Source organism: bacterium (Candidatus Blackallbacteria) CG13_big_fil_rev_8_21_14_2_50_49_14 (assembly GCA_002783405.1).
Lineage (GTDB): Bacteria > Cyanobacteriota > Sericytochromatia > UBA7694 > UBA7694.
On the sequence record PFGG01000041.1, the window covers coordinates 1 to 12,509 of the forward strand.

Consider the following 12,509-nt stretch of genomic DNA (forward strand, 5'->3'; position numbering starts at 1 on the left):
CCTGTGTCAAAAAACTTAAATCGCACCCCGAATCTCGTGATTCAAGGTGCGAAGAACTTTCATTCTGAACTACTGCACAGAATTCTGCTGTCGAATTTAAAAAATGCTCTGAGAATTCCCATCCCCTTGAGGGGACATTGTGCCCGAATGGGTATTGGGAGTGTCACAAATCTCTTATACTTAAGAAATGGATTGAAACAACCAATCAACGCTTATGCGACAGATGCATGAAATGCCATTTAGAGATGCGGGATTAGATGTCAGCAAACTTTGCCAAAACCCTTTTACGTGCTCAGTCAGTCTCGAAAACGCTGGGACAACAGTTACAAACCTCTGTTTTGCATGAGATCAATCTGGAGGTCAAACAAGGTGAGTTTGTCTCCTTAACAGGGCCTTCGGGAAGTGGGAAAACCACACTGCTTTATTTACTGGGAGCCTTGGATCGTCCTTCTCAAGGCGAAATCTGGATTCGGGATCAACTGACCCGAACCATGAAAGATCACGAGCTGACACAACTGCGGCAAAATGCGATTGGCTTTGTGTTTCAGTTTCATTTTTTACTTCCAGAGTTTACAGCGCTTGAAAATGTGGTGATTCCGCAAATCTTGGCAGGTACTTCACAACTTGAAGCACAGTCCAGTGCCCGTCAATTGCTTGAAAGAGTCGGCTTGGGGCATCGTTTAACGCACAGACCGGCAGAGATGAGTGGCGGTGAGCAGCAGCGTGTTGCGATTGCGCGGGCTTTGTGTAACCGCCCTGCGCTGATGTTGGCAGATGAGCCCACAGGCAATCTGGATACTGAAAATACAGAGCAGGTTTTCAAGCTGCTGTTTGAATTGAACCGGGAAGAGAATCTGGCCATCGTCTTTGTCACCCACAATCTTGAACTGGCAAGTCGTACCGATCGCACGATCCAAATGCGGGACGGAAGAATTATGGGAGAAGTTGCCGGGATTCCTGACAGGCCTGTAGTAGAGCGCGAATAGCTCCCTTCTGGAAGAGCAGGATCTGTTGGGATTTATACAGGGCCCATTTTTCAAGGGTTGCCAAATCCTGTTCTTTAATGCTTTGAAGCTGTCGCTGGGTCAAAGGGGAGATAAAAACCTCACTTGGGGTGTCTTGGCCCGCAATGCGTTCCTGTTCGGCTTGTTCGAGAATTTGAACCAGGTCTTCAAGACTGAATTGGATTGATTTTTCCTGGGCTGCAGGGATTCCCAAGCGATACAGCGTTTGCTCAAAATTTTCAGCCTCGGGGTTGAGTGGGTTGGGAGCGGTTAAACTTAAAAGAGAACACAGAGACGCTTCCATGCCAGACCATTCATGCAGTAATTCTGCTTTTTCTGAGAGAAAATGTGAAAGTGAAGATTGCGTTTTATCCAAATGCCGAATTTGGCGTTGCACTTCAAAAAGTTGGGCACGCAAACGCAAATAGCGATTTTCGAGATGTTTGCGACCTAAGCGTTTTTCGAGATTCAGATAGGGGCGTCCAATTGCTTTTAAATAATAGGGTTGGGCTTGAACACTCAGCAAATGCAATTCGTTGACAAAGGCTTCAAATAAGCGCATATTCTGTTCAAGATAATGCAGGGTCTGATGAATCAAGGCACGACAGGATTCCAGATCGATCAAATGGCGTTCAATAAAGCGTTGAAGTTCGGTATGTCTTTGGGGAATATCCAAATAATTCAAAGTGAGTTGTACATGTAAATAGGCTTCTGGATTATCCAGAACTTCCTGTTGTAGGTAATACATACATCGGAACCAAACCAGATTCTGAAGTGTGCGGGTTTGAAAACCCCACTCTTTCAGACGTTTGAGTACAGGCAGTGAAAATAAATCAAATTTTCCTGTCAGGGCTGGTAGCCGGGTTTTTACGAGATGATTAAAATCCGCAAGAAATTGAGTGACCCATTCAAGTTTTTGGGCTGTAACTTCAGGTGAGATGCCTTCTGTTGCCAGTGTATCCTGTAATAACTCGAGTTCTCTGGCAATTTCGTCACGGTGGCTGGATGTTCTGAATTTTCGGTCAAAAGCTTTTCTGGCCTGTGCTTGGCTGAGTCCGTGGGTGATCTTTTCTTCATCAAGTGAGATGAAATCATCAAAGAAGTTTTGCGATTCCTGTTCCCAACTTTCTTGCTCTCCATCTTGACCATTTTTTTTTCGTCTTTGTTGACGTTGGTACATGGCCTGTCGATAGGGATCCTGCCCAGAGGATGAGGCATTGAAGATCTCAAAGAGACGGGTTTTAAAGGGCTGAATAAAGGAGTCACGTTCACTCATGGTACGGGCCTTTTTAGTTTAGCTTCCAAACAGCATGGTAACATTGATGCGCTGGTTTTCATAACCCGGTTTGAAATTCAGAGGATCGCTGCGATGGAAAAATTTGGATTGAAACAAAACCGCCCGATTTTGACGGTGGGCTATTTTTTGTTCTTGTGCCTGACTTTCTTTGAGCCAATATTCGATCAGTCCTTGGCTGGATTGATCATTATAGGCCTGAAAGCCCCAGTTTTCTGGGGGCTTTTTATCATAAAACAGCAGTCCCCCCCCCGTTGGATCTAAGTTCGCTGAGTCGGGTGTAAGCCAAAAATTAAGGTTGATTTGTGCCTGATCGGCATGCAAGCGAATGCCCTTGCTTTCAGAATGGTATTTAAATGCCCAGAGATAACGCAAAGGCAGATTCTTGAAAATCTTGGGCATGGCCTCAGTGAGTTCCTGGGCTATTCCGAATAAGAGGCGATTGGCAAAGCCATCGTCCATAAAGGCTCCCAGATAGCCTTCCTCTGCATAATAGTCGCGCCAGAAAGTGGACTCGAGACAGCATTTTCGCAGCGCTTCAAGGGCCGCTTCTGTTAAAAAACTATCCCAGTTGATCCAACCTGAGCTTTTTAAAAATTCAAACTCAAGGGCTTCATAATCGTGATTGGGATTGAGATAGGGAGATTTTAGCTGGGGAGTATTGATATAAATGGGAGCATCCCAACAGGGGTTCAAAACTTCTAAAAGCTTTCGGTTTTCGGCTCCCATTTTGGCAGTATTTTGAAAGGCCTCAAGAAGTGGGCGGGCCTGAGCCGGGAGTAAGCCTTGGGTCTGCAGATACAAGAGTTGGGCGTGATCATGTGCCAGCTTGGTGGGGCTTATTTTGGGGGGCAGGGGGGCAGGTTTGGAGCTGGCCGAAGCTTGGTTCCAGGCCGGGCCATGGCGAAGCCGAAAAGCTTTTTCAAAACAGTGGAGGGCTTTTTCCCAATCAAAGCGGCAGAGGGCGGTGTCTGCCAGACCATTCCAAGCTTCCCAAGTTTCAGGCAAGTGTTTTAAGGCCGTTTCGAAAGAGACTTGGGCTTCAGCAAACTGGCCAGAATGAATCTGACAGTACCCCTGAGAAATTAAACAACGGGGTCTGGCTTGCAATTCGGGATTCTGAGTCAACAATCTGCTGGCCTGTTCCCAGTTGGAGCTTAGAACAGCTAAATCTAAAGCGATTTCAAGCAAACTGGGGTCGTGATGTATTTGCAGGGCCTGCGCAACGATTTGGTTGGCCCGTTCATTTTGCCGGGTGATTCGCAGCCCGCGGATAAGATTGAGCCAATGACTGAGTATCTGGGGCTCTAATTCAACGGCCTTTTGATAATGCAAGAGGGCTTCCTGCCATTGGTCAAGTCGTCTGTAGCTGTGGCCTAGCTGGCGGTGGTAATCTGCCTGCTGAGGATTGAGGGTGAGGGCGCGTTTCAAGGCTTGCAGAGCTTCATGAGGGGCTGTGCTCTGCAGGGCCAAACCCAAAAGATAATAGGCGTCGGCTGCTTGTTTGTCTTGGCTCAGAATTTCCCGACAAAGCATTTCCAATTCACGCAATTGTCCATTTTCAAACAAAAAACAGGCTCTTTCAAACCAGTGATGAGGCTTAAAAACATCATGCATGGCGAAAGAGCCTCCAGAGTTAAAATAGGTCAGCTATTGGACAACTTGTACCTGAATATGGGGGTTACAACGATAGCCAACACCTCTTACCGTTTCTACATGGGGGGGTTTATCAGGGTGGACAGTGATTTTTTCACGCAATCTGCCAATGTGAACATCGACCGTTCGATCGCTGACATTGGCGTCATCATGCCAGATCACATCCAAAATATGTTCACGGGTGAAGACCTGGCCTGGCCGTGAAGCCAGTAACATCAGAATATCGAATTCTTTTTTGGTAAGCGTCACTTCAATCTGCTCAATAAAGACCTGACGCTTTAAGACATCAATGAAGACATTTGCATTGGGATCGGGTGACGAGCCTAAACCTCCTGCATTCTTTGCGGGGGGATTAAAGACGCGGCGTAAAATGACTTTGATTCGGGCTTTAAACTCACGTACATTGAAGGGCTTGGTAATATAATCTTCGGCACCCAACTCCAGTCCCAAAACCTTGTCAAACTCGTCACTCAAACCAGAAAGAAAGAGTACGGGTATTTCAGGATGGGTACTCTTGACCCGTTTGCAAAAATCCAGACCGCTCATGCCAGGCAAATTGATGTCTGCAACAATCGCAGTAGGCAAAGTTCCTTCTATAATTTCTAAGCCAGCTTCTGCAGTCATGGCCTTTAATACATCATAATTTTCTTCTTGAAGTATTTTTTCCAGAAGATTCAGAATATCTGGTTCATCTTCAACGATTAAAATTTTTGGTCTTACAAACACGCTGTACTCTACCTTGTAACCCTTGTAATTCTGCCATACCAGTCAATTCTCTCAGAAAATCAGAAAATTGATATAAGAATAAAAATAACTATATTTTAAGATACCACAAAATTCGGGATAAGGCAGAGAAAAATCTTGTGTTTTGATTCAGAAAAAGCCCATGGTAAACGTGCAGAAACCCGACTAAAAAAGCCGCATTTGAATTGTTCTGGACTGGATCTTCAGCCCCTGGTATAGTACCTGAAGACTGACAGCCACGAAGGAGAATGGGCATGCATTATACCCCTGCACATGAATGGAGCAGGATGCTCAAAGCGCGTGAAATATCCGCTTCAGAAATTTTGAAAGTGTATGCTCGCCGTTCAGATGCGGTGAGTTTGAAAACAGGCGGTTATCTCAACCGTTTTGACACCCCTGTGCGCAAGCCGGCCGGGCAATCAGATTTCGCTGATATTCCGATAGTTCTGAAAGACAATATTTGCCTTGCAGATCATCCCACCACCTGCGGATCAAAAATTCTTGAGCATTTTGTGCCACCCTACCAAGCCACAGTAAGTGAAAAATTACTCCAAGCGGGTTTGCCAATTCTGGGAAAAGCCAATCTTGATGAATTTGGCATGGGCTCTTCAAATGAAAATTCTGCTTTTGGGCCTACACGTAATCCTTGGGATCTTGAGCGGGTGCCAGGTGGCAGCAGCGGCGGTTCTGCCGCTTTGGTCGCAGCTGGAGAAACGCCTTGGGCGCTGGGTTCTGATACAGGCGGGTCAATACGGATGCCCGCATCCTTTTGTGGTATTACCGGCATGAAGCCTACCTATGGAAGAGTCTCCCGCTATGGCTTGGTGGCTTATGCTTCTTCGCTTGACCAAATTGGCCCTTTGAGTTTGACGGTGCGTGACAATGCCAGTCTGCTCAATCTGATTGCAGGACATGACCCAGCTGAGTCTACTTCTTTAAATGCGCCCCCAGAAGATTTTGGCCGTTTGCTCGGACAGGATATAAAAGGCATGAAAATTGGCGTTCCGCTTGAAATGCTGGCTGAGGGTGTGGCACCGGAGGTGCGCTCCGCTTTTGAGAATGCGTTGAAGCATTATGAACGTCTTGGGGCAAGCATTGATGAAGTCAGTTTACCGCGTCTGAAGTATGCGCTGGCTGCCTATTATTTGATTGCAACTTCAGAGGCCAGTTCAAATCTGGCGCGCTTTGACGGGGTGCGCTATGGGCACCGTTCTTCCCAAGCAGCATCGCTGGAAGAAATGTATACCCAATCCCGCAATGAAGGGTTTGGGCCCGAGGTGAAATTGAGAATCATGTTGGGCAACTATGCCTTGTCCTCGGGCTATTACGATGCCTATTATAAAAAAGCCCAACAGGTGCGTACGCTTTTGATTGAAGATTTTCAGAAGGTCTTTTCTCAATATGATTTTCTGCTTTCTCCAACTGTGCCGATGACAGCCTTTAAATTGGGGGAAAAACTCAATGACCCCTTGAGCATGTATTTAACCGATATTTTAACGGTTCCAGTGAATTTGGTGGGTATTCCTGCCCTCTCTTTGCCCTGTGGTTTTGACGCACAGGGAATGCCCATCGGCTTACAAATTATGGCAAAACCCCTGGATGAAGCCCGGATTTACCAATTGGCAGAGGCCTATCAAGCCAGTACAGAATGGCATATGCGCCATCCGGAGCTTTCATCATGATCGATTTCAAACCCAGTGAACGTTTGTGTGATCGCCAGGCGATCATTTCAAGTGTGGGCATTCCCGAACAATGTGTCTTGTGTGAAAAACCTTTGCCATTAGCTGAAGAAGCGCGCTTCATGATGATCAATGAAACCGGGGATGCGGTTGTCTGTGTTTTGCCCACACATTTCTGTGAGCATTGTTCAGCCATTTATTTGGAAGAAGCTGCGCTCAACCATGTTGCGCAACTCTTTGAGTTTAACCCCTATGCTGTGGTCGGTTTTCTTGATTATTCGCAAATTCCTGAAGACAAGCAGCATTTGCCCTTGGGAGAAGATCCCGACCTGCCCGTGCCTTTGGTTGAATTCAGTTCTGTTCAGCCGCTTCAGGCTGCACGTCTTGCTTTCTAATCAGGTGAACGACGGTTTCCAGATGGTGCGTATGGGGGAACATATCCACAGGTTGAATTTCAGTAATCTGATAGTTGCTCGAAAGCATTTCCAGATCGCGGGCCAAGGTGGCTGGATTGCAGGATACATAGATCAGGCGGGAAATTTCTGTTTCCATTAAGGCATGCAGAACTTCAGGCGCACAGCCTTTGCGGGGGGGATCGAGAATCACCAAATCAAGGGGTTGTTTTTTCAGGATTTGAGCGATCAGATTTTCAACTTTGCCCGAAATAAATTCCAAATTTGAGACTTCGTTGAGAGCGGCATTGCGTTTCCCGTCTGCGATCGCTTCGGGCAAAGATTCGATACAAATGACCTGTTTGCAATTTTGAGAAAGCCACAGGCCAATCGTGCCTGCTCCCGCGAAGGCATCCAGAAGAGTTTCTGAACCCTTTAAATCGGCCATTTTTTTGACGGTATTATAGAGAACCTCTGTTTGCTCAGGATTGACCTGGAAAAAAGAGGGCAGCGAGATTTGAAATTTAAAATCACCCAAGACTTCATTTAAAGTTTCATTTCCCCAAAGTATGCGTTGTTCTTTGCCTAAAATACGGTTGCCAGGATCCTGGTTCAGATTCTGCACAATGCCTACCAGATGGGGAAGTTTTTGAGTCAGGCTTTCAACCAGTGTATTGAGTCCGGGTGTTTCCCACTGTCCACAGACCAATCCCAGCAAGATTTCACCCGTTTTTTTGCTTTGACGGATGACCAAATGGCGGATAAATCCCTGCCCTGTGCTGGGCTCATAGGCTTGAATTTTCAGTTGATTCAAGAGTTCCTCAGTGAAGTTCAGGGTTTGATTAATGCCTTCAGGATGCAATAAGCAGGAGTCTACAGGCACCAATTCATGGCTGCGAGGAGCATAAAATCCCCCCCGCACTTTGCCCGCGAGATTTTGCAGTGGAAATTGTGCTTTGTTTCTATAATGCCAGGGCAAAGCCATGCCCATAACTGGTTTTATCCAGGTGCTGAGATCTGTTTCTGCAAACTTCCCCAAGCGCATGAGTGTTTCTGAAAGCAAGGCTGCCTTGTATTCAAGTTGCGCAGAATAATCCAATTCCTGCCATTGGCAGCCGCCACATTCCTTGGCAATTGGGCAAGGCGCCTCTACACGTTGGGGACTTTCCTGCCACAGGGCTTTCTGCAGCCCACGGGCATAGTCTTTCTTGACGGAGATAATTTCAACAGGTCCCCGATCTCCAGGCAGGCCCCCCGGTACAAAAATGGGATAGCCGATTACTTTGCCAAGACCTTCTCCACCGGGAACCATTTTTTCAATTTCGATTTCAAGCAGGTCTCCGGGTTGCAGAGGACGGAGGCGGGACATAAGCGATCTCCTGAAAGGTTGGTGTTTCAGTATAACCTGTGCTGTTCAGGATTGGGGCCACTCGACCTGATTGGGTGCGGGTTGACCCGCAAAGACGGCTTTGAGGTTTTCTAAACAGCGAAGAGCCATGGCCCGACGCGTCTCAATCGTGGCTGAGCCCAAATGGGGGGCGAGAATCAAGTTGGGGCACGCCAAGAGTTCTGAAGGAATGGCTGGTTCCTGTTCGTAAACATCCAAGGCGGCTCCGCCCAAATGACCGGATTGAAGTGCCTCTGCCAGGGCACGCTCATCGATACTGGTGCCTCTGCCCGTATTGATCAAAAGGGTTCCAGGCTGCAGATGGGAAAGGGTGTCTGCATTGAGCAAATGCCGGGTGGCAGGGCCCCCAGGCAAATGAAGCGAGAGAATTTCACTCCAGGCCAGAAGATCAGAAAAGTCCAACCAATGGGCTTGGGTTTTCTGTTCAAATTCGGGTTTGCGAATACGGCTGGTATAGGCCAATTCTGCGCCCAAGGCATAGGCCATATGGCCAAAAGCCTGGCCAATTCGGCCTGCTCCCAAAATTCCCAATTTTTTGCCTTTGAGAGAACTTCCCAATAATTGTGTCGGTTCCCATCCTGTCCATTGACCTGAACGGATCAGGCGCTCTCCCTCACTTATGCGTCGCAACAGGTTCAGCAGGAGACTGAGGGCAAACTCGGCTGTGGCATGGGTGAGTACCCCTGGGGTATTGGTAACTGCAATTCCCAACTCAGCAGCGGTTTTTAAATCAATATTTTCAATTCCGACCGCGTGATTGGCAATGATTTTAAGCGGGCCTCCCCTGGCGCTGAGCAGCAGATCCTGATCGATTCGATCGGTCAGCATGGTAACCAAACCATCGCAATGTCGCATGGCTGCCTGGAGTTGCTCCTGGGAGGGTTTATTGAGGTTTTCCAGTTCCCAATCTGTCGCTAAATAAGCATCCCAGGCCCCTGCTTCGAGAGGCCGGGTTATGCCTACGCGAAACATTAGCGGGTCAGTTCAATGGTTTTGGTGCTTTCTTTTACTTCAAACATCACGTCTTCCCAAACGACAGTGCTGCCTTGGCTGTAACTGTAGCGGCCATTGAAGTACCATTTGCCAGTTTGCAGTCTGACGGTGGCTTCGCCATTTTTATCGGTTGAGAAGTTCAGGCTGGAGCGGCCATTGCTTAAACGGGCAAGTTCATCTTCAAGACCTTTATAAGCCCGTGATTCCCATTCTGGCAAAATACTGTTTTGATAAGTGCTCAAATCTTTTTGAAAGGCTGCACTGTCAATTCGGGTTTGTGTTGAACAGCCACTGTTGCTGCAAACTTTTTCTTCAATTTGATATTTTACGTCACTTTCGCTGGGCGCAATCGGTTTGGCTTCTGCATTGTTTTTAATCGCCAAACTGGCTTTGACTTCACTCAAGGGGTAGGGGTTGACGGTAAATGCATTTTCAACCACAGGCAAAACTTCACGTGAAGCTGAAATCACGCGCGCTTTAAATTGAACCACGACCTCTGGGCCAGGGGATGCGACTGGATCTGAACTGAACACGGGCGAGGGGGTGGGCAAAGGGGTCGCTGAAGGTTGAGGGGTTCCTGAAGGAAAAGGCGTGGTGGTGGGTTCGGGCGTGGGAACCGAACTTTCAATTGGGCTAGGTGTGGCGCTGGGGGTTGCTGAAGCACTGGGGCTTGCGCTGGGTTTGGGGCTGGTTTGCGGGGTGCTGGGACCACAGGAAAGGGTCATTGAGGTCAGGGTCAGCATCACGAGTGCGTGTAATTTTTTCATCGATATAATCTCCTGGTATTCTCGCTAAATTGAACTCAGAATTTGGGTGCTGGGTTTGAACCCAGAATTTGCCATTTTGATTTTAACAGTTGGACACAAAAAATCAGTGATAAAGATCAGCTTTGGGGTGGGAGGGGAGGTGAGGTTGACTCATTCAAAAAAGCTTGAAACCATTCTAACACGTGCCACATGGCTACCAAATCAGCATGATTATAGGCCAAAAGCTCATTTTGTAGGCGTTCTTGTTTACTGCGATTGCGGGTTGAGGTCGATTTGAGATAGTTTACGACTGACCAATACCCTCCTGTATCTTTGTCTGGGCGATCAAAACCCACGTATTCTTCAATCACTTTCAGGCTGTAACTGGGCAGTGGGATTAAAACTGAAGCTTTGAGCAAAGCCCAGAAATCAATCAGATTCTTTTCAATGCGACGGCCAACCCCTTCCCAATCTCCGAAGCGACGGAGATAAAGACGCAAAGATTGAGGTTCATAATTGCCCCAATGGATAAACGGAATATCCCCATGCGCCTTAAAAATCTCTCCCGCTTTGTTCAGAAACTGCATCCAGGCATCTCTGTCTGATTTGCGTGAAAGATTAGGAGAAAGGGTTTGTAGATTGACTTCGTGGTCGCTCATTAAGGATAAACCCCAAAGATAGACCCGCTCCGGGTGACCCTGTTGGGCAGGAATGCCTTCCAGATCAAACATGGCCCAATGGCTGGCTTGGGGTAAGTGAGGCTCTTGCAGTAAACGTGGGCGTCCAGAAAGAACGACCTCAGCCATTTGAAGCATATTGCTTGCTTTTTCCTGACCAATTTTACGCGGGCTTTGTCCTTCTTTCCAGGTAAAAGCTGCGAGTTTTTCTTCTGGAAAACGTTTGAGGAAGTCTTCAATTGTGAGCGCGCCGGCCGCCCTTAAGGCCAGAATTAATTTTGCCTCAATATTGGGAACCAAGGCCAAATCCTGGTTTTTTTCGGCTTGGTTCCAACAATAAGCACGAAATGGGCAACTTTGGCATTTTGTCCAACTGATCGGGCTATAGGGTTCAGTTTTGCTGTGCTTATAATGTAAAAATTGCAAAACCTGTTCTTCGATGGCTGTTGCCTCACCCGGTTGAACTTCCAGCACTTTACCGCTGGCGGTATAGATTTCGAGATAACTGGGGGCTTCACCAAAAATTTTTTCGTAGACCCATGCCTGGTACTGCGCGGTAAAAATAGCGTCAGCATGATTTTCTCGACTCAATTTTCGGGCGTTGCGACAAAGTCGGAGGTGGTAACCGTGTTCGCCCCAAATCAGGAATTCAGGTTCCATCAGCAATTCATAGCTGTGTTTCGCGACTTTTAAAGGATAACTGAAAACAGGTTTATAGAGCACCGCCTCTTTTTCCAACCAGGCTTTCATGCTGGCTTTCAAACGTGTCACGAGCGGGCCTTTACTCAGGTCTTTCCAATTTTGCAAGCCTTTTAGAAAATGCCGTTCCAATTGTTGGTCAGCTTCTCTGAGGTGGCTTAGGGCGGCGGTTTCTACCTGTTCAGGGGGAGAGGCCATCAGAAAAAGTCGTCGCTCGCAGCGGGTGGGCTTATAATAATGAAAAATATCGCTGCTATTGAGTTGTTGAGTTGACATCACATTGAATATTACGGGTTTTCGTAAAGCGCTGCAAGCGGATAGGCTTTGCCTGAATAGTCTGTTTCCTCTGCTGAAAAACCTTTAGCAACAGGTTTAGAGGACTATTGACATTGATTTTCCATTTTGGATTCTGCTCTGATATTTTTGTCTTCATTGTCAAGGAAAGTCCTGAATCAGTTTGTAAATATCCTTATTGTTTCCACGCTGAGTCGAAGTTGAGATAATTTAAATTTAGTTAAAATATCGCTGATTATTAGTTCTCGGTTAATCTTATTGGCCAGAGTTTCTGGCATAATAATGATATTACTTCTTTAAAGGAATTTTCACATGGGTAATCTGTCTGTTCAAAATAATCAGCCGATTCTTCCGATCCAGCAGAGTCCCAAAGCTGCTCCTGCTCAGCCTGCTGCACCCGCTGCCGAAAAAGCAGCCATAAGCAAAGACAGCCTGGAATGGAAAAATATTCCCAGTTCTGAACGTGTCAAAACAGCGATTACGACTACCTTCAAACAAACGATTATTCCCTATACCGTAGGGGGAGCCTTGGCTGCTCCTGCTGCTGGTGCTGTTTTGGGTGGCTTTATCGGCCTGTTTTCTGGCAATGCAGGTAAATTTGCAGTGGAAGGTGCCAAAGTGGGAGCCCGTTTTATGCCCCATGGTGCAGCCGCTGGTGCTGTTATTTCCGGTGTGGATGCAGCTGTGGTCGGCACTGTGGTCGGCACTTCCCCAGATAAACAGTCAGCAATGCTACGTTTGGGAACCCTGAGCGCTGTAGTGGGTATTTTATCAGCAGATGATAAATGGGACATGCTTGGCGCGGGTGTGGGGGCTGCTGCTGAATCCGTTCGCGCCGGTCGTATTTTCGAAAAAACAAATGAAGCGCTTCAAGCCCACTAAAAATTTGCTCTCGTAACATTAAAAGCTCTGCATGATGCAGG

Annotated in this window: 12 protein-coding genes; 5 read left to right on the plus strand and 7 right to left on the minus strand. The window is 47.2% G+C overall.

Annotated elements, in window-relative coordinates:
• The coding region (locus COW20_09345) for a hypothetical protein (GenBank protein PIW48283.1) at positions 1–231 on the plus strand (231 nt) is incomplete at its 5' end.
• Between the two features lie 26 nt (positions 232–257).
• On the plus strand, positions 258–986 hold the full coding sequence (locus COW20_09350) for a hypothetical protein (GenBank protein PIW48284.1): 729 nt from the start codon (positions 258–260) through the stop codon (positions 984–986).
• Here the strand turns inward: COW20_09350 and COW20_09355 are convergent.
• From COW20_09355 to COW20_09365, 3 genes are read right to left on the minus strand one after another with little or no spacing between them, the layout of a single operon-like run.
• Positions 934–2,280: a hypothetical protein gene (locus tag COW20_09355; GenBank protein ID PIW48285.1), complete on the minus strand. Its 1,347-nt coding sequence runs from the start codon at positions 2,278–2,280 to the stop codon at positions 934–936. The genes COW20_09350 and COW20_09355 overlap by 53 nt on opposite strands.
• Before the next feature lie 18 nt (positions 2,281–2,298).
• The gene (locus COW20_09360; GenBank protein PIW48286.1) at positions 2,299–3,915 is read right to left on the minus strand and encodes a hypothetical protein; all 1,617 of its coding nucleotides are present in this window, start codon (positions 3,913–3,915) and stop codon (positions 2,299–2,301) included.
• A gap of 33 nt (positions 3,916–3,948) precedes the next feature.
• Positions 3,949–4,680: a DNA-binding response regulator gene (locus COW20_09365; GenBank protein ID PIW48287.1), complete on the minus strand. Its 732-nt coding sequence runs from the start codon at positions 4,678–4,680 to the stop codon at positions 3,949–3,951.
• A 266-nt stretch (positions 4,681–4,946) separates the two neighbouring features.
• On the opposite strand from COW20_09365, the gene gatA reads away from it, so the two are divergent.
• Both gatA and COW20_09375 read left to right on the plus strand, forming a co-directional pair.
• Positions 4,947–6,380 (plus strand): Asp-tRNA(Asn)/Glu-tRNA(Gln) amidotransferase GatCAB subunit A, encoded by a 1,434-nt coding sequence (gene gatA / locus COW20_09370; GenBank protein PIW48288.1) that lies wholly within the window; start codon positions 4,947–4,949, stop codon positions 6,378–6,380.
• Positions 6,377–6,772 carry a hypothetical protein gene (locus COW20_09375; GenBank protein ID PIW48289.1) on the plus strand — a complete coding sequence of 132 codons (396 nt, stop codon included), beginning with the start codon at positions 6,377–6,379 and terminating at the stop codon, positions 6,770–6,772. The genes gatA and COW20_09375 overlap by 4 nt, the downstream gene beginning before the upstream one ends.
• Here COW20_09375 and COW20_09380 read toward each other — a convergent pair.
• The 4 genes from COW20_09380 to COW20_09395 form a co-directional block, all read right to left on the minus strand.
• Complete coding sequence (locus COW20_09380) at positions 6,729–8,138, minus strand: 23S rRNA (uracil(1939)-C(5))-methyltransferase RlmD (GenBank protein ID PIW48290.1); 1,410 nt, start codon at positions 8,136–8,138, stop codon at positions 6,729–6,731. The genes COW20_09375 and COW20_09380 overlap by 44 nt on opposite strands.
• A gap of 45 nt (positions 8,139–8,183) precedes the next feature.
• On the minus strand, positions 8,184–9,149 hold the full coding sequence (locus COW20_09385) for a D-glycerate dehydrogenase (GenBank protein ID PIW48291.1): 966 nt from the start codon (positions 9,147–9,149) through the stop codon (positions 8,184–8,186).
• Entirely contained in the window at positions 9,149–9,937 is a 789-nt protein-coding gene (locus tag COW20_09390) for a hypothetical protein (protein ID PIW48292.1), read from the minus strand. The genes COW20_09385 and COW20_09390 overlap by 1 nt, the downstream gene beginning before the upstream one ends.
• Before the next feature lie 116 nt (positions 9,938–10,053).
• Positions 10,054–11,568 carry a hypothetical protein gene (locus COW20_09395; protein PIW48293.1) on the minus strand — a complete coding sequence of 505 codons (1,515 nt, stop codon included), beginning with the start codon at positions 11,566–11,568 and terminating at the stop codon, positions 10,054–10,056.
• Positions 11,569–11,898: 330 nt separating this feature from the next.
• Between COW20_09395 and COW20_09400 the strand changes: the two genes are divergently transcribed.
• Complete coding sequence (locus COW20_09400) at positions 11,899–12,468, plus strand: hypothetical protein (protein PIW48294.1); 570 nt, start codon at positions 11,899–11,901, stop codon at positions 12,466–12,468.
• Positions 12,469–12,509: the final 41 nt, after the last annotated feature.

What these genes read in the sequence shown, in the direction of transcription:
- COW20_09350 (PIW48284.1), top strand. Translation starts at nt 258, where the DNA reads ATGTCAGCAAACTTTGCCAAAACCCTTTTACGTGCTCAGTCAGTCTCG.
- COW20_09355 (PIW48285.1), bottom strand. Translation starts at nt 2,280, where the DNA reads ATGAGTGAACGTGACTCCTTTATTCAGCCCTTTAAAACCCGTCTCTTT.
- COW20_09360 (PIW48286.1), bottom strand. Translation starts at nt 3,915, where the DNA reads ATGCATGATGTTTTTAAGCCTCATCACTGGTTTGAAAGAGCCTGTTTT.
- gatA (PIW48288.1), top strand. Translation starts at nt 4,947, where the DNA reads ATGGGCATGCATTATACCCCTGCACATGAATGGAGCAGGATGCTCAAA.
- COW20_09375 (PIW48289.1), top strand. Translation starts at nt 6,377, where the DNA reads ATGATCGATTTCAAACCCAGTGAACGTTTGTGTGATCGCCAGGCGATC.
- COW20_09380 (PIW48290.1), bottom strand. Translation starts at nt 8,138, where the DNA reads ATGTCCCGCCTCCGTCCTCTGCAACCCGGAGACCTGCTTGAAATCGAA.
- COW20_09385 (PIW48291.1), bottom strand. Translation starts at nt 9,149, where the DNA reads ATGTTTCGCGTAGGCATAACCCGGCCTCTCGAAGCAGGGGCCTGGGAT.
- COW20_09390 (PIW48292.1), bottom strand. Translation starts at nt 9,937, where the DNA reads ATGAAAAAATTACACGCACTCGTGATGCTGACCCTGACCTCAATGACC.
- COW20_09395 (PIW48293.1), bottom strand. Translation starts at nt 11,568, where the DNA reads ATGTCAACTCAACAACTCAATAGCAGCGATATTTTTCATTATTATAAG.
- COW20_09400 (PIW48294.1), top strand. Translation starts at nt 11,899, where the DNA reads ATGGGTAATCTGTCTGTTCAAAATAATCAGCCGATTCTTCCGATCCAG.